This window comes from Asaia sp. HumB, from assembly GCF_030263835.1.
GTDB lineage: Bacteria > Pseudomonadota > Alphaproteobacteria > Acetobacterales > Acetobacteraceae > Asaia > Asaia bogorensis.
The window spans coordinates 2600989-2615803 of record NZ_JARPML010000002.1 but is presented as its reverse complement, the minus strand read 5'-3'; the positions used below and the strand labels follow the sequence as shown (position 1 = coordinate 2615803).

The 14815-nt window shown below is 63.2% G+C and carries 20 protein-coding genes; 2 read left to right on the top strand and 18 right to left on the bottom strand.

Annotated elements, in window-relative coordinates:
• Nucleotide 1: 1 nt before the first annotated feature.
• The 13 genes from P5689_RS12890 to P5689_RS12830 form a co-directional block, all read right to left on the bottom strand.
• Entirely contained in the window at nt 2-325 is a 324-nt protein-coding gene (locus P5689_RS12890) for a hypothetical protein (protein WP_285532736.1), read from the bottom strand.
• A 53-nt stretch (nt 326-378) separates the two neighbouring features.
• Nucleotides 379-816 (bottom strand): hypothetical protein, encoded by a 438-nt coding sequence (locus P5689_RS12885; protein WP_051757672.1) that lies wholly within the window; start codon nt 814-816, stop codon nt 379-381.
• 82 nt (nt 817-898) lie between these two features.
• Nucleotides 899-2098, bottom strand: coding sequence for a phage tail tube protein (locus P5689_RS12880; RefSeq protein ID WP_285533449.1), 1200 nt, complete (start codon nt 2096-2098; stop codon nt 899-901).
• Nucleotide 2099: 1 nt separating this feature from the next.
• On the bottom strand, nt 2100-2645 hold the full coding sequence (locus P5689_RS12875) for a hypothetical protein (RefSeq protein ID WP_285533448.1): 546 nt from the start codon (nt 2643-2645) through the stop codon (nt 2100-2102).
• A gap of 21 nt (nt 2646-2666) precedes the next feature.
• Nucleotides 2667-3098, bottom strand: coding sequence for a hypothetical protein (locus tag P5689_RS12870; protein WP_285533447.1), 432 nt, complete (start codon nt 3096-3098; stop codon nt 2667-2669).
• Nucleotides 3098-3421 carry a hypothetical protein gene (locus P5689_RS12865; RefSeq protein ID WP_285533446.1) on the bottom strand — a complete coding sequence of 108 codons (324 nt, stop codon included), beginning with the start codon at nt 3419-3421 and terminating at the stop codon, nt 3098-3100. Before P5689_RS12865 ends, P5689_RS12870 begins: the two co-directional genes overlap by 1 nt.
• Nucleotides 3418-4077: a hypothetical protein gene (locus P5689_RS12860; protein WP_285533444.1), complete on the bottom strand. Its 660-nt coding sequence runs from the start codon at nt 4075-4077 to the stop codon at nt 3418-3420. The genes P5689_RS12865 and P5689_RS12860 overlap by 4 nt, the downstream gene beginning before the upstream one ends.
• 11 nt (nt 4078-4088) lie before the next feature.
• A complete protein-coding gene (locus tag P5689_RS12855) occupies nt 4089-5294 on the bottom strand; it encodes a phage major capsid protein (RefSeq protein WP_285533443.1) in 1206 nt (401 codons plus the stop codon).
• 76 nt (nt 5295-5370) lie between these two features.
• Nucleotides 5371-6000 carry an HK97 family phage prohead protease gene (locus P5689_RS12850; protein ID WP_285533442.1) on the bottom strand — a complete coding sequence of 210 codons (630 nt, stop codon included), beginning with the start codon at nt 5998-6000 and terminating at the stop codon, nt 5371-5373.
• Nucleotides 5993-7318, bottom strand: coding sequence for a phage portal protein (locus tag P5689_RS12845; protein ID WP_285533441.1), 1326 nt, complete (start codon nt 7316-7318; stop codon nt 5993-5995). Before P5689_RS12845 ends, P5689_RS12850 begins: the two co-directional genes overlap by 8 nt.
• A complete protein-coding gene (locus tag P5689_RS12840) occupies nt 7315-9015 on the bottom strand; it encodes a terminase TerL endonuclease subunit (RefSeq protein WP_285533439.1) in 1701 nt (566 codons plus the stop codon). Before P5689_RS12840 ends, P5689_RS12845 begins: the two co-directional genes overlap by 4 nt.
• 1 nt (nt 9016) lies before the next feature.
• Nucleotides 9017-9367 (bottom strand): hypothetical protein, encoded by a 351-nt coding sequence (locus P5689_RS12835; RefSeq protein ID WP_285533438.1) that lies wholly within the window; start codon nt 9365-9367, stop codon nt 9017-9019.
• 89 nt (nt 9368-9456) lie between these two features.
• Nucleotides 9457-9603: an HNH endonuclease gene (locus tag P5689_RS12830; protein ID WP_285533895.1), complete on the bottom strand. Its 147-nt coding sequence runs from the start codon at nt 9601-9603 to the stop codon at nt 9457-9459.
• Between P5689_RS12830 and P5689_RS12825 the strand changes: the two genes are divergently transcribed.
• Nucleotides 9541-9711: a hypothetical protein gene (locus P5689_RS12825; protein WP_285533915.1), complete on the top strand. Its 171-nt coding sequence runs from the start codon at nt 9541-9543 to the stop codon at nt 9709-9711. The two genes, P5689_RS12830 and P5689_RS12825, sit on opposite strands and share 63 nt — an antisense overlap.
• Nucleotides 9712-9876: 165 nt before the next feature.
• Nucleotides 9877-10107: a hypothetical protein gene (locus P5689_RS12820; RefSeq protein WP_285533437.1), complete on the top strand. Its 231-nt coding sequence runs from the start codon at nt 9877-9879 to the stop codon at nt 10105-10107.
• Nucleotides 10108-10208: 101 nt separating this feature from the next.
• Here P5689_RS12820 and P5689_RS12815 read toward each other — a convergent pair whose 3' ends face one another.
• The 5 genes from P5689_RS12815 to P5689_RS12795 form a co-directional block, all read right to left on the bottom strand.
• Nucleotides 10209-10652 (bottom strand): DUF6362 family protein, encoded by a 444-nt coding sequence (locus tag P5689_RS12815; RefSeq protein WP_285533436.1) that lies wholly within the window; start codon nt 10650-10652, stop codon nt 10209-10211.
• Nucleotides 10653-10947: 295 nt separating this feature from the next.
• The gene (locus tag P5689_RS12810; RefSeq protein ID WP_285533435.1) at nt 10948-12798 is read right to left on the bottom strand and encodes an ATP-binding protein; all 1851 of its coding nucleotides are present in this window, start codon (nt 12796-12798) and stop codon (nt 10948-10950) included.
• Entirely contained in the window at nt 12785-13810 is a 1026-nt protein-coding gene (locus tag P5689_RS12805) for a toprim domain-containing protein (protein ID WP_285533434.1), read from the bottom strand. The genes P5689_RS12810 and P5689_RS12805 overlap by 14 nt, the downstream gene beginning before the upstream one ends.
• Nucleotide 13811: 1 nt before the next feature.
• The gene (locus P5689_RS12800; protein ID WP_161630799.1) at nt 13812-13982 is read right to left on the bottom strand and encodes a helix-turn-helix domain-containing protein; all 171 of its coding nucleotides are present in this window, start codon (nt 13980-13982) and stop codon (nt 13812-13814) included.
• 332 nt (nt 13983-14314) lie between these two features.
• The gene (locus tag P5689_RS12795; protein ID WP_240386493.1) at nt 14315-14782 is read right to left on the bottom strand and encodes a hypothetical protein; all 468 of its coding nucleotides are present in this window, start codon (nt 14780-14782) and stop codon (nt 14315-14317) included.
• Nucleotides 14783-14815: the final 33 nt, after the last annotated feature.

Below are 14815 nucleotides of genomic sequence, written 5' to 3'. Positions count from 1 at the left end.
TTCATCCCTTCATGAACTGTTCGATATCCTCGGTGATCCTGCGGTTTCGATACGCCATGAAGACGCTATCCATGGCGCGGATCTGGTCCTCGATCCATGGCCGGTCGTCTTCCGAAACCGCATTGGCCTCACACCACCGTGCCAGCGCCTGCCAGGAGATCCCGCCTGGGCGCGATACGCCCCGGATCTTGCCCATGGCAGCCCCGACCAGATCGGTGAGCCAGGCACGATCGTGTTGCAAATCATGCCAGCCACGCCATGGGCGTTCGAGTGAGGGTGGGAGGGCAGGCTTGCTGGCGAGTATGGCCTCGCGGATCTCTGGCACCTCGTCAGGCCCCGTGAATGGGCCGTATTCGAGTTCCCAAGCCAGCGCCGCTGTCAGTTTCCCACCGCGTCCCGATGATCTTCGGTGCGCTGTTCGCCCACCTTGGCTGCAGCCGATATGGCAAGGGCGATCAGCATCGGATGCTCACCGCTTGCGAGCAGCTGGCGGAAGGCATCGATTCCGATTTCGGAGCCGTCGTCATTCTGCAGGCCATCCACATCAAGCACGCAATGTTCGGCAATGGCCTGACCCTGTGCCCTGTCATCTTCGGTCGGCGGCAGGCTCTCGGCAGTGTAGCGCGTGGCACCGGGCTGCAATGCGCGGTTGAGACGGCTCGCCACCGTATTCTTGAGGATATAGAGCGCGTCGCGATAACGCGGCGTGAAGCCGCGTGTGGTGATGAGGAACGTGTTGCCGGGCGGCCCGACCTCGATCGTTTCGCCCTCCTGCACACGGCCAGCATCGCGGGAAAAGGCGGAGAGTTTTGCCATTGCGTCAGTCTTTCTGTTTTTTGAGATAGGTCGTTTCAGAGCGGGGGCACCGCCTGTGATGTTGCGAGCGAAGACCAGGCGATCAGGCCGGGAAAATGCTCAGGGCGAAGGTGCCGCCCCCCGGTTGCGGGTTGCCCTCGATGTCGAAGGTCGCAACGATCGTGCTGTTCTTCGATCCTGCATTGATCTGCGGGTTCTGCAGCGAGGCGTTATAGAAAGTCAGGCCGTAGCCATTACCCTTTTTGTCCTTGAGCAGAACCTGAACCGTTCCCTGCCAGTCGTCCTGGAATTTCTGGTATTCGGTGCTGTCACGGAAAAAGAGCTGGATCTGGCCCGACACCATGAAACTGCCGGGCCGCTGCCCGACAGCTGCCACGCTGCCCATGGCGAAATCCTGCCCTGCGCCGTCGCGCGTGATTGTCAGCTGAAACTGACGGATCGGCGCCGTGACCCGTTTGAGGTCCAGCCAGAGCGCCCCCCATCCCTTGACCGGGTCGAGGACGAAACTGTCGGTCGGCGGCAGAAGGTCACTCGCAGGCGATGACGTCACGCGCTGCTCGTCGCGAAAATCGAGATCGGCAGAGAACGTCGCAAACTGGCCCTGGGCAATCGAGATCTGGATCTGCTTTACAAATCCGCCCGTTCGCACCAGCGTCTCATCGCCCAGCTGCTCGATGAAGGTGAGGCTGTTGAACGTGGCACCGTTGACGATGCGTGGACATTGCACAGAGGCCCCGGCATCGAGCAGACCTCTGCCTGTGGTAAAAACCCCATCGGCAGGATCGAGGAAATCGCCGCGCGACTCATACGGGAAAATGGCATCGATCTTATCGACAGGCGAGCGCAGACGCACAAAACCGACCGACGGCAGCACGTTCCAGATCTGCTGCCCTGTGGTTGCGAGGACCACCCTGCCGCCCGTCCAGGAAAAGGCACTGAGATCCATCTTCACGCCCTCGGGGATGGAAACGGATTGATCGTTTTGCGTGCCCGAACACGCACAGGCCAAAAGCACATCATAAGAGCCACATGACAGGGCTCCGGACAATGTGCCGCCGACGGCCTGTTGCGTCGTGACGGCCTGGGAGGCCTCCCAGTTGGGATTGATTTCCTCGGGGCGCTGCCTCGTATTCTGTCTGCGGAAACTCTCACCGGTCAGGCGCAGGCGCTGATAGGGGCCACTCGGCGCTACCCCATATGTGACCTCGCGTGCGTAGGCGAGAATGGTGTCATTGGCCTGTACCCCGGCCTGAAATCCTGCTGTTGCACCTGAAAAGGCCATATCACGCTCCCTTCACGGCAGGCGTGGCAGAGGAACCGCCGGAGTTGACGGCACTGCCCGCGTTGGCCGATGCCCCTGAATTCGAACTGGAGCCCGCCGAGGTCACGGAGCTGGGGCCGGTCGATCCCGAAGCATTGTTGGTCGATGACGCCTTTTCGAGAGGTGTCGTCGCGTCCGGACGATCTTCAGGCTGATGACGCATGAGCGCGACGCGGCGGCCATAGCAAAGCTGCAGGGTGAGTGCGAGCGGGGCGGCATCACTGCTTTGACTTGTCAGATACTGCCCGTCAGACGCGAATGTGCCGGGCTCGTCCTCCTGTTCGACCAGAAGCTCGTAGCTTGCCCCTTCTTCAGCACGCGAGGGCGTGATGGGGGATGGAATGCCGCCCATAGCCCGATAGGGCGACACGGCCACACGCAGGCCGGTTGCGACATTGGCCGCCACCTTGTCGAGGGCGATCGACGCGCTGGATGCGTCAAAGACAGCACCGGTCAGCACGAAAAGACCGCTGTTGTCAGCGGTCTCCTTGAGGGGAAAGAATTTCATCGCAAACCTTTCGGAGAATAATCAGGGTGCGGCGAGGCAGTCCTGGTATCGGTAGCGGATCATCAGACTCATGCTGATCCAGTTTCCCGTTATGTCGGGATCGGGCGGATAAAGACTTTGCCCGTCGTAAAAGAGCCCATCAGGCCAAGGGGCATCCTCGCGCATTTGCGCGCGAAACATGGTGCTCATCGTCTTGCACAGGGTCAGCGCGTCAGGTGTCGAGATCCTGCCCACACGCATGGTCAGATGCAGCGCGATCTCGCCTTCTTCTTCCATGGCACACTCGCCCAGACCGAGCCTGTCGGATCGGCTGGTTTGTGTTTCCATGCGCCAGTGGATATCGGGCCGCTCCTCCGCGGACTGCATCAGTACGTCGACCAGCGGCAGAGACTGCTGATCCGCCACCCGTGAGGCGCGGGCATAGGCATCGTTCCAGACGGTATCGGACAGCATCACGAACCTCCCGAGGCGATCAGGGTCCAGCCGCACAGCGTACCCCGATCGTAAACCGGGCTGGCATCGGTCAGGGTGTAGGTTTTCGGCCCATCGCGCAGGGTGTCTCGCAAGCGGGGCCTATAACCACTGCGCGAGGTTTCATCGGCGGTGATCTGGGCGATGAACGGTGCTTTGCCAGCCCCTTCGGCGAGCTGCGCGGCCTGAGGTGGCGGGGCGTAACCCAGAACAGTCAGGCTCTCACTCAGATCGGCCCGGCTCAGCACCATGCAACGCCCGGCACGCAGGATTTGCCGCCTGCGTCGGCTGGCGCCCACGCTCATGACAGACCCGCCTGCGCATAGCGGGCGAGGATGGACGCCGCATCGGGCGGCAGGCCGCCAAGGCTTGCATCGGGCGTGGCCCAGCTGCTTGCGCCCACGCCTTGCTCGCTCTCGGAACGCAGGAGCGGGTCGCCGCGCTGGGCGGTGAAGAACAGGGCCCGAGCGGTCGAGAGTGTGGCAGCACGGATATCGGCGGGCACGGTCGGGGCCAGGGGCTCGCCCTGGTCGTCTTTCATGCCCGGCACAATCCAGCCGCCCCGATAGGTCACGCGGTAGCACCCAGGCCACCACCATGCACCCTGCAGGTGAGAGGGATAGAGCAGGCCGGACCATGCGCCGCACTCCCAGCCCTCGGGGCCGGGGTCGAGGGTGAAACCGTCCTGCGTGACAGTGACGATCTCGACCACAGGCGAGGCGGTCAAAGCGAGCGAGAGCCTGCGCTCGCCATCCCCGACGCGCAGGGTCTGGCGATACAGACCCGCCAGAACCGGGCGGCCCAGCGTGGCCTGTACGAGCGCCGTGGCCTGGGCCAGATACTCGTTCAGGGCCGGGTCATTGTTCTGCCCGCCTGGCTCGCCCGCCAGCTGATCGCGCAGGGCGTCGAGCGCGACCAGGGCGAGCCCCTGGGCGGGGCTTTCGAGGATGGTGAGCGTCATGGTGCCCCCGATCAGCCGCCAGCGGCGGAGGTGGCAAACGTGCCCTTGATCAGCGCTTGCGGGCGATAGACGGCAAGCGCCATGCGTTCCTCGGCCAGGATCGTGACCATGTTCTTCACGAAATTGTCGCGATCCTCGGTCGAGATCGTGACCGTCGCATCTTCACGGTCGAAAATCTGCGCGGCATAGGCAAAAGCACCGGTCAGGAAGTTGCCCGCCTTCATGCTCAGGCTTTCAGCCACCGGCAGGCCCCAAAGCACTGGCCCGGCAAGCCCGGTCGGGTTGGCGAAGATATAGCGGCCCTGCGCGTCCTTGGTCATCTCGATGGATGTCCAGTCGGTCGGGTGCAGCACATGGCCCGTTGCGGGGAACTCGGCCAGCGTCGCCTGCAGCATGGCGAGACGCAGGCGGTCAATCATGGTCTCGGTCTTGGCGTTCACGCCTGCGGGCTGGGCATAAGCCGTCGCCTGGTTCATCAGCCCGTTGAGGTTCTGGCCCGTGCCGTCACCATTGAGCAGCTGATCTTCCTCCTTGAGGGCCAGACCGTAGCGCAGGCGGCCATCCACATAACTGGCCAGCATGGGCGCATCGGCCAGGATCTGGCGCGAGGCCATGACGAAGTGAGCGATGGTTTTGACGCCGAGCGTCACCAGATCGAATTTGAGTTCTGATTGCGGCTTGTTGGCGCTGGGGTTTTCAGCCACCGGGGCCGCGTTATTGGTGAACAGGGTTTCACGCACATAGTCGATTGCGCCCGATTGCGTGGTGCCGGGCATGAGCAGCCCGCGAATGGTCATGCGGCGATCCGGCGTGGCCTGCACGATGCCCGGCTGACGGTCGGCCACGACAAGCCCGGTCGTCCCGGAACTGCCGGTAGAACTGCCCGAGGTGATGGCCCGCATTTCCACCGTAAGACGGCCCTTGAAGCGGTCGCCCGCGCCGATCGCAGCCTTGACCTCATCATTCTCGATGAAACGCTGGCCGAGCGAGCGCGTCTCGCGTGCGCCTTCCTGACCTGCACGGGCGGCTTTCTGCTCGATATCAGCCAGACGGGCAGAAAGCCCGTTCATCTCGGCCAAGGCCTTGTCTGCGCTGGCCTTGGTTTCTTCCGTCACCTTCCCAAGGTTGCGCAGTTCCGTGGTCGAGGCCTCGGCAAAACGCTTGACCTCATCGGTTGCGGTCTTGAGTTCGCGGATTGCCTGTTCGTAATCGGACATGGGGTTTTCCTCATGAAAAAGGGCGCTCGAAGCGCCCTGCGTTGTGTTCGGAATGGTTTGCGGGGGCGGAGGTCGATCAGCCCGCCCGGCTGGCCCCGCGTGGATCGGGCAGGCTGAAGCCGGGGCGTAAGGCGTCCGTCAGCGCCCGGCTGGCGGCGCGCAGTTCTGCCGTCAGATCGGGCAGCTGCGGCCCCACCGGGTAAAAGCGCCTGCGCATTTCGGTCACGCGGGCGAGCGCGTTTGACGGGTCATCCACCAGGCTGACCTCATGCAGGTTCACGGCCCTGATCTGGCGGCGCGGGCCTTTCGGATCGGTGCCGGGGGTTGCGCCGTCCTTGCGCACGGAAAAGCCGATGGAGAGGCCACCGAGTGCCCCGTCTTTCACCAGGCCGTAAAGCCTGCGCCCGTAATCGGTATCCATGCCAGACAGACGCCCACGCAGATGCAGACCGTGGCTGTCCTCGCTGGCATCGTCCCACACGCCGACCGGCAGGCCGTCACCGCCAAGGATGCCGTGCATGACGTGCATCGGAATGTTGCGCCCCTGCGCCTTGCGCTCGGCCAGGGTCTCGGCAAAGGCACCGGGCAGGACGATATCGCCGTGCGCGTCCTGATGGCCGAACACGCTGCCATAGCCCTCGAAGCTGCCTTCGGGCGCATCGGGGGCAAACTTCCACTCGAAGGCAGCAGCCAGATAGTTACTCATTGTCGTCTCCCGTGATGCTGGATTGCGTGCCGTGCGGTCGGTTACTGGCAGGCGGGTCTTGCCCGCCTGTACCGGTCAGGTTGCGGGGCTTGCCGATATCGGCAAGCGGGATCATCTGGGCCTGCACCATGAGCACATCGCCGCCCGGCATGGGGGGCAGGTTGTCATTGGCGCGGGCCTCGTTGACGGTCATCCAGCCCGAGCGCAGCGCGGTTTGCATGTAGCCCGCCCGCGCCGTGCTATCGCCGCGCAGGAGGGCATCGACGTTGAACCGGGCGAAATACCGGTCGCGCTCGACAGGCAAGAGCAGGCAGCGCGAAACGGCCTGCTCGATGCGTTGCAGCCAGGGCATGAGACCGTATTGCAGGAACCAGAGATTCATCTGTTCCAGCCCGGTGCCCCAGGCGGTGGATTTCTCCATCGCCCCGATCATGACAGGCTGCACCCCGAACCACCGGCAAAGCGTGGCGACGCCCAGCTGACGGGTTTGCAGGAGTTGCAGATCCTCGGCCCTGAGCCCGATGCTCTCGACCTTCCATCCGCCCTCGAGCAGGGGCGTCTTGCCCGCGTTCATCGCGCCCGAGTAATCGGCGAGGATTGCCTTCGCCTGTTCCTTTTGCGCTGCGCTCAGATAGGTCGGAGCGGAAATATAGGTCTGCGAGAGCAGGCCGTTGCGGAACATGCGCCCCGCCGTTTCCTCGGCGCCCAAGGCGGCCCCGATGGACTGCCGCCCCGCCGTGATGGGCGAGATGCCCATGAGCCCATCAAAGCAGAAACCCTTGATTTGGAAAACGTCGCCCTCATCAAGGACAAGCGTCTTGCCCTGATAGCTGTAGCGATAGACCACCGCCCCGGTGCTGGGATCGCGCTGCACGGTCATGCGGTCGGGGCGTAACGGATTGAGTGCCACGATCTGACCGTCACCACGCCGCATGATCTGGGCGAAGCCATTGCCCCAGGCGAGGCAGCAAGCCGCCATGCACGACCAGAACTCGATCGGCGTCATATCGGCGTTGGGCGCGCGGGCCAGCACCCGGTAAAGCGGGTGATCGCGGGCCAGGGACGATTGCCCGTCACCTTGCTGCTCATGCAGCTTGAGCGGCATGGAGCCGATTGTTTCGGACAGGAGCCGGATACAGGCCCAGACCGTGTCGAGTTGGAGCGCGGTATCGACCGAGACGCGCTGGCCGGAAATGCTTGGCCCGCCCGCCATGAAAGCGCCGAGGCGCAGATCGGTGAGGGATACGCCCGTGACGGACTGGAAAGCCGCGCTTGCGGCCTTCCAGGCCATGCCGCGCAGTCTCGTGGCGATGCTCATACGGCAATGATCCCGGTTGAGAGAAAATCATCCATCCGGCCGCCACCGGGCGGCTCGGGGTTGCGGCTCATCAGCGTGACGGCATTGAGCAGCGCCATCAGCGGGTCGATCTTGAGATAGCCCGCCGCCTGTTTGGTGATGATGATGGCATTGCCCCTAGGCTCGACCTTCGCGTTCGAGACGGCCCAGCCCATGATGGGCCGCGCACCGTGGCAGAGCGTGCCATCCGCCAGCTTGCGCTCGGCGGTCTTGATGGCGCCCGAGAGCGTCCAGCCCTGAGAGATGCCCACCACACGCTCATGGGCGATGCCGATCTGGGCCAGCGCATCGACAATGGCGCCCACGCCCATCGGGTCGAGCCCGACGATCGCGAGCTTGTTGCTATGGTCGATCGTGCCGAGGACCGCCACCAGCTGCTCGATATCGGTGCCGGGCTCGGCGGTGATGACCAGATCGCCCTGCGTCTCGAAGTCGCGCAGCTGGCTGGCCTCACGCTTGCGAAGCGCCAGCACGCCCTCGAACACCCAGCTTTTCTGCCAGTGCAGCCATTGGCCCGTGATGGTGTCGCGCCCAAGCACTGCCAGCGAAAGCAGATCGTCGAGCCCACCGCCGTCGATGCCCGCCACGATGACCTCGCAGCGTTCGATCAGGGCCTCGAGTGTCAGCGTGTCATCGCCTGCGCCCTGCCAGTAATCGGCACCGACCCAGCGATCGGAGCGCAGGGCGAGGCCGATTTCGACATTGAGATGCTGCGACGCCCAGCTGGCCAGCTCGCCCACGCCTTTCTCGCGGGCGTCCGCATATTCGCGCTTCAGACGGTCCAGCGTGATCGACCGGCCGAGATTAGGCAGGACCATCGGCCAGTAGGCGGGATCTTCCCAGGGCGCGGCCTCGCCAGGCAGTTTGGAGGGCTGCTGGATATCGGGCGGCAATTCGTACAGCACCGGCAGAACCGGCTGGAAGCGTTTGCCGTCGCGTATCTCGCGGGCGCGGATCAGATCCTGCGCGAACACGCCCCGAGGCGGCCCGTCGCTCTGGGTGGTGATGATGGCGAGGAACGCCTCGGGCTGCGAGATCATGCCACCGCGTATCTGGCGCATGACGCTGCCCGCATCGTTGCGCATGGCGATGACGTGCTGCTCATCCACCAGTACGCCTGCGGGCTTTACGCCGGTCATGACGTCAGGGCTGAAGGCCTTGACCTGCAGGGTTGCGCCTGTCGCGTGAAACCTGAGGCGCTTGAGATGCTGCTGCACCTGAAAGCACCGCATCAGCGTGCGGTCGTTCTGCACCATGCCGAGCGCTTGGCTAAAGGCGAGATCGGCAATTTCCTTGGTCGGCGCGACGATCAGGAACTCGGCGTTCGGGCGCTCATTGACGATTACGGCCGTCAGCATCAGCCCAGCGCCGTTCGTGGTCTTGCTGTTCTTTTTCGGTACCAGGAGGAAAAGCTCCTGGATTGCGCGCACGCCCGTTTCGGGATCGAGCGCGCCGAACAGGGCCGAGACGATCTCGCGAAACCAGTCGCCGCAGGCGTCCGCCATGGCGGGCGTGCCGGGCACATCGGGAATGCGCAGCCGGTCGAAGCAGCGCACGGCCCGCGCCGCGAGATCGGGATTGATGGGCTCCAGATCCGGCAGGAGGGACCGACCGGCACGCAAACGCGCCTCCCAGTCCTTCCGGCTCAGATCCAGCATGTCAATTCCTTCTGTTCATCGGGGGCAGATCGTCGCCCCAGCCGCTATCGAGGCCGGGCAGAGCGGGCTGATCCTCGCGCGGGGCCGCGAGACGGGCATGAGCGTAAGGCAGCGCGGCCTTGGCGGCGTCGGCGCGTATGGCGGCGGCCAGGCCGCGATTGCGGTAGATATGCGTGAGGAAAGCGAGCGGCGAACAGGTCGCGAGATCCTGCGGGCTCATGCCGCTCAGGGCATCGAGGCCGGGCGCAAGTGCGGAGGGATCGACCACGAGCGGGCCGTTCCAGTCCACCTGCTTCTTATTCCGGCTGCCCTTTTTCCGTCCGGCGCCAGGACGTGCGCCACCGTGAGCCATTTCTGCTCCCTTTCCTTGATAACTTGATTTCCTTGATAGACCGGAAAATCTGCCGCTGAGCCTTGGGCGGTTGCGGGGGTAGGATCCGGTCAGACTTTCGACCCGCCCCCTCGGGGTCGGCGGGGCGGGGTTTCGCGGGTGCGGATGGCCCGGACGCGGGCCGTCTTGGCGCTATGACAGGAGCCACAGAGCAACCGGACATTGCTCGGATCGAGCGGCCCACCGCCGTCTTTCAGTTCATGGATATGATCGCCGAAGATCCGGCAACCGGTACGGCCGCAGGCCTCGCAGCGTCGGCCACGCTGCACGAGAAGGCGCGACATCAGGCCGCGCCATTCAGCTGAAAGATAGAGTCCTCCCGTGGTTTTTGGGAGCATCCGAACTACAGATGACGGAACGGAGTGTAACTTTTGCGGCAACGCCTTGAGTCGCGGCCTATTTTTGATTGCAGACTCAAATGGGACACCTGACACTTCCGCGCTCCTGTCTGTCCTTATTGGAATTGTCTTATGAAATATCCGATATTTCTTCTCATCTGCCTTTTCGTTTCCGGATGCACCACCGCTTCCACTATCCCCAAGCCGGGCGGTGGCGCATATCACGTCATTGCCTGCGGGACCGCAGCACCTGTGCGTATCTGCTATGAGCGAGCCAATAAGGAATGCCCGACCGGCTACAAAGTCGTCACCCAAGACAACGACGGCGTGCGCAAAGAGCTGACGATCGACTGCGATCACTGAAAGGTTGTAACCAATAAAAAAGACGCTTGGCGATTTGGCCAAGCGTCTCGCGAGAATGACATTTGAAATACTGCAAAAACCAACAAAAGCAACATCAAAATTCAACGGGTCATGATTTTTTTTCCAATGGCTTCACAACCTAACCGATACCATCTCTTCGCGGTTGGTTCGGAAATACCCATTTTCGTTGCGATCTTCTCCCAGCCCCAGCGGTTTCGGCCCGAAACCGGGTGAACAATCAACCGCATATTGATGACCCGGCGCAGCCTGATCTGCGAGGCATCAATCAGGGAAAGCCAGCCTAGCGCGATATCCATGCGCCTGATCTGCTCGGCAGTCGGCGGCGGCATGAACGCTTCGAGTTCGCGGAACCAGTCCAGATCTTCCGGGTCGAACACGACGTCGGGCCATTTGACGCAATGCGTGCTCGGCCTAGTGCCCGTGGCAGGAAGGGCTGCGAGCGTGTCCGCTGCCTCGGCAAGCCACTCCGCAACCTGATCGGCAATATCGCGGGAGTGATCGAACAGGACGTATTCCGGGGTCATTTCATCCTCTTGCGGGCCGCTGGAGCCCATTGGCTACCGGTCTGGCTACCGGGCTACGGGATTGGCTACAGGATTATATATATTTATCAGTAGGTTATAGTAGTGGTAGCCATGGTAGCCACGGTAGCCAGTATTCAGGACACAAGAGACACGTCTCCCTTTGTGGGGAATGCGTCTATACAGGTGCAGGGAGTGGCTACGGCGGCTACGGGAGCTACGGCGTTGTTTTTATTGCTCTTTTATGGCTACCGGCTGGCTACCATTGGCTACGGGATTATGTAGCATTCTCAATGAGTTAGGCATCTTCACCTACTCCGAAGCCCAGTTCGGCCGCCGTAACCCACACGCAGCGGGCGGGAGTCATCGAGCCGATCTTGACCTTGCGCTTGGGGCTGCGGGCCGATTCAAGACGTCGCAGCTCATAGAGCCAGCGTTGACCGGCGAACGGTGTATCATCGAATAGCCGGGTCAGCATGGCATTCCCTTGGGAAAACCAGAGCCCGGCACCATCGGCCTCGCGAGGATATGCCACGCCGTTGCGCGCCTTGATCTCGTTTGGCCTGATAACCCTGATCCCGTATTGCCCGAGCACTTCGTCCGCAACAGAGCGCGAGAGCGGATCGAGATCCGGCCTCTGTCCACTGTCATTTTCGAGAAGGCGCTCGATAAGGTCAGCTATAGATTTCCTCTCGGTCGATCTCTGCACCATGACAAGCTGCGTCAACAGGTGATTGATCATGCGGGTTGGGGCATCTTGCGTCGTAACGTCCTCGGCGTCACGCACAAATTCTGATAAAGCGCCAATTCCTATTTGCGCGCCACGTTCATCGGGGATTGTATCCTCTGTCATGACCCACCACCCGGCAAGAATAGTGCCTAGCTGGTCCATTTCACGGGGCTGACAGCCGCTTTCGAGAAGCGCCGCCCGGAAGATTGCCAGCGCGGCGCGATGGCGCTCCCATCCGGCAAGGGCTCGGCCCCAAAGCGCCGCCCCGTGCTCGCGTGCCCAGGTGGCGAGGTCGCGATGCTCGGTCGAATGGTCGGCCCCTTCCTCGGCCTTGGCCAGGTCGATGATCGTGAAACGGCCAAGATGCTGTGCCTGCATGTCTGGCGGGTTGATCGAGGCCATGATGATCGAGCCGACAACCTCGATACTCCGGGCCACGCCATCCTTGCCGCCGCGCACGCCTTTCGTGCCTTCGCCGCCCGTCGATGAGAGCACGAGATCCAGCAGCGCACGCGCACCGCGCTGATCCTCGCGATCGGACGCCTCATCAATGAACGCGGGCATGGCGCGCCCATCAAGCCTCTGCTCTAGCCCAGCTTTCGATGTATCGTTCACGAACACATGTAGGGGCGACGCCGCCTGCAACACGCGCAACAGTGACGATTTGCCTGACCCGGCCCCGCCGATCAGAAACCCGGCAGGCCGCCACGGGATGGATGCCCCGTAATAGGCGCAGGCCAGCAACCCGAGCACTGCAATCTCACCGCCCGGCGTGCGAAAATTCCAGAGCCTGCGGATCTGCTCAAGCAAATAGCGACCTTCCTCCGGGCCGCAAGGGCGTGCAGGCCGGGGCGACGGGGGCGCGGCGGCCCATACCTGATTCCCGGTGCGCGTTCCTGCTTTTTCCAGCCGGTCGCCTATCATCACGCTGTCGCCGCAATGGACCACCGGCAAGCCATTTTCGGCAGGCCAGACGCCCGGCTTGCGGATCATGATATGTGACCCGAAAAGCCCGGCCTGAGCGCACTCAGCCTGTAAATAGCTGGCCACCGAATTGATGCGGAAATCCACCACCTTTTCCTCGGTGACTTCCTGCCCGTCCTGGTCCTTGCTTTTGCACTGCGCTTTCTTCGGAAAATTGGCCCGCAGCCACCCGTCATTCCCGGCAAACAGGCCGAGCAGATCATGGCGCGACCCGACCTGCCTTGCGGTCAGCACGCGCAGCTGGCCCACGCGGTCGAGAAAGAAATAGGAGCCATCAAGATGGCCCAGCGCCGTAACGGGACAAGGCTCGTTTTCTTCTGGCGCGGCTGGCGGCTCGCCGCCGCCCTTGCGCTCGCCATCCGGGCGGCCCCCGTCGATGACCTGGAACGCCCGATCGGCGCGCAGCACCGCATCGCGGATATCATTGGATTGCATCGTTGAAATCCTTCCCGCGAGGGGGTTTTGCGACCCGCACCTCGCGACCTTTGGAAAGGTGAAAGTCGATCGCCCGATCGAGGCCGCGCTTCGCGGCTTCGTGTTCATCCCGATCGGCAAGAAGCGTGACCTTGCGCACCTGGTCCGGCAGCCAGATGGCCGCCATGTTGCTCAGGCTACCGGCTGCGAGCACGCGAAATTCGGGGCAGCACACGGCCACCGAAAGACAGGTCTCGATGCCTTCGCCGATCAGCACGGTTTCATCCGGGCTGGCCTTGGCCAGCGTCTCGCCGGTATCGCCCTTGCGCAGGCGAATGGCAGCGCCCGCATAGGCCCCGCGAATTTTCTTGGCGACATCGAGCCGCGCCTTGACCCACCGGCCCTCGCTATCCTGGGTAAGCCATGTCTGATGCGTGGCGACATGCGCGCCCGTGGCATCGGTGAAGGCGGCCAGCATGGCAGGCAGTTTGCGCTGCACCTCGTTACAGTAATGGGCGGGGGCAAAGCGTATCGAGCGCGTGAAACGCCCGAGAGGGGCGACGTCGATGCCGCGATTGCGGATATAGGCGAGCACCGGCGAACCCTCGGTGACGGGCTCGGCATTGAGCCACATGGCCAGCGCCTTTTTACGCCCGTCCTGCTCGTCCTTTACCGCGTCACGTTGGATCTTTTCGGCTGCCAGATGCGCCTGGCGAATAGCGACGGGGCCGAGATCACCCAGCCCGAGCCAGCCATGCGCCCAGCGATAGGCCTCTTTCGTACTCCCGCCCGTCAGGCACGCCGCGACCAGATCGAGCGCGTCGCCGAACTCACCCGATCGGTGATCGACCCAGCCGCCCGGATTTTTGCCGGTCAGATGCACGGTAAACGCGGTGCCCTTGCCACCCGACAGGGAGTCGCATCGCCAGTCTGCGCCCATGCGCTGCCCGAATGGCAGTAGCTCGCGCACGAGTTGGTCGATACGCTGGGTCAGCAGGGTTGAGAGTTCGGCCGCGCCGATCTGCATGGTCATGTCATGCCGCCTTTCTCTCAGGCGATGGCACGGCCAGACGGCGAAGCGCATAGCGCACCGTGCGTTCCGATATGCCCAGCGCGCGAGCGATGCGCGATGCGCTTGCACCACGCTGGCGCAGCGCCGCTATGGCGGGGTCGATGCGACCCCGATCGAGCGCGGGCCGGGCCATCAGCAGCGCTCCCGGCAGGGCTGGCACAGGCGCAGCCAGCGCCCATCGGCCACAAACCGGGTACCACAGCAAAGGCGCTGGCGACGCACCCGCTCAACCGCGTGTTTCCTGGGCGATGGTACGATTTTATTTGAGGGCAGCCGGTTGCCAAAGGCAGCGTTAAACCGCCTGAAATGGCAAGCCGGGACGGTCTCCCAGCTCCTGACCGTTTGCAACTTGAGGGCAAGGGCCTCGGCGATCTTTTCCGCCCCGCCACGCTGCGCCCTCATACGGCGCATTAAGAGACTGGCCGATTCAATTTCGCTCTGCACAACGATTTGCCGGGGCATGACTTAACCCTCCCGGCCTGCGCCGAACGCGAGCGCCTGCATCTTCTGGAGGGCGTCGGTCGAAATGCGGATCAGATGTGACAGGCGCAGCGACAAGTCTTGCGCCTCGGGGCGATCTATTTCGCCATCAGCCAGAGCCCGCAAGGCTGCGGTCAGCGTTCCGCTGGCCGAGGCCGCGACATCCCCCATCGCCGTCGCCGCGCATCCTTCGCCGAAGGTTAGCGGTAGCAGCGCGTAGCCCTCGATTGCCGCCATAGAGGCAAGAATAAGCGGCTCCTGCGCGTACAGATCGAGCGCAACCGCCACATCGACGGGGGCAACATGAGACGAATTGCGGTTCTGATATTCGGATATCTGCGTTTTGCCGACGCGCGTGCATGAGGCCGCCGCCTCGACCCCGCCTAGGTGACGAATAGCGGCCTGGGTTGCGGTTTTCAGGCAGGCAACCTGAGAGGCGTGCATTTCAGCCATTGGCTGCACCCTCCGTCATAAAGAGCGCGGGCG

Excerpts from the sequence above, each read along its gene's own strand:
- P5689_RS12885 (WP_051757672.1), bottom strand. The coding sequence starts at position 816 with ATGGCAAAACTCTCCGCCTTTTCCCGCGATGCTGGCCGTGTGCAGGAG.
- P5689_RS12880 (WP_285533449.1), bottom strand. The coding sequence starts at position 2,098 with ATGGCCTTTTCAGGTGCAACAGCAGGATTTCAGGCCGGGGTACAGGCC.
- P5689_RS12875 (WP_285533448.1), bottom strand. The coding sequence starts at position 2,645 with ATGAAATTCTTTCCCCTCAAGGAGACCGCTGACAACAGCGGTCTTTTC.
- P5689_RS12870 (WP_285533447.1), bottom strand. The coding sequence starts at position 3,098 with ATGCTGTCCGATACCGTCTGGAACGATGCCTATGCCCGCGCCTCACGG.
- P5689_RS12865 (WP_285533446.1), bottom strand. The coding sequence starts at position 3,421 with ATGAGCGTGGGCGCCAGCCGACGCAGGCGGCAAATCCTGCGTGCCGGG.
- P5689_RS12860 (WP_285533444.1), bottom strand. The coding sequence starts at position 4,077 with ATGACGCTCACCATCCTCGAAAGCCCCGCCCAGGGGCTCGCCCTGGTC.
- P5689_RS12855 (WP_285533443.1), bottom strand. The coding sequence starts at position 5,294 with ATGTCCGATTACGAACAGGCAATCCGCGAACTCAAGACCGCAACCGAT.
- P5689_RS12850 (WP_285533442.1), bottom strand. The coding sequence starts at position 6,000 with ATGAGTAACTATCTGGCTGCTGCCTTCGAGTGGAAGTTTGCCCCCGAT.
- P5689_RS12845 (WP_285533441.1), bottom strand. The coding sequence starts at position 7,318 with ATGAGCATCGCCACGAGACTGCGCGGCATGGCCTGGAAGGCCGCAAGC.
- P5689_RS12840 (WP_285533439.1), bottom strand. The coding sequence starts at position 9,015 with ATGCTGGATCTGAGCCGGAAGGACTGGGAGGCGCGTTTGCGTGCCGGT.
- P5689_RS12835 (WP_285533438.1), bottom strand. The coding sequence starts at position 9,367 with ATGGCTCACGGTGGCGCACGTCCTGGCGCCGGACGGAAAAAGGGCAGC.
- P5689_RS12825 (WP_285533915.1), top strand. The coding sequence starts at position 9,541 with ATGACAGGAGCCACAGAGCAACCGGACATTGCTCGGATCGAGCGGCCC.
- P5689_RS12820 (WP_285533437.1), top strand. The coding sequence starts at position 9,877 with ATGAAATATCCGATATTTCTTCTCATCTGCCTTTTCGTTTCCGGATGC.
- P5689_RS12815 (WP_285533436.1), bottom strand. The coding sequence starts at position 10,652 with ATGACCCCGGAATACGTCCTGTTCGATCACTCCCGCGATATTGCCGAT.
- P5689_RS12810 (WP_285533435.1), bottom strand. The coding sequence starts at position 12,798 with ATGCAATCCAATGATATCCGCGATGCGGTGCTGCGCGCCGATCGGGCG.
- P5689_RS12805 (WP_285533434.1), bottom strand. The coding sequence starts at position 13,810 with ATGACCATGCAGATCGGCGCGGCCGAACTCTCAACCCTGCTGACCCAG.
- P5689_RS12800 (WP_161630799.1), bottom strand. The coding sequence starts at position 13,982 with ATGGCCCGGCCCGCGCTCGATCGGGGTCGCATCGACCCCGCCATAGCG.
- P5689_RS12795 (WP_240386493.1), bottom strand. The coding sequence starts at position 14,782 with ATGGCTGAAATGCACGCCTCTCAGGTTGCCTGCCTGAAAACCGCAACC.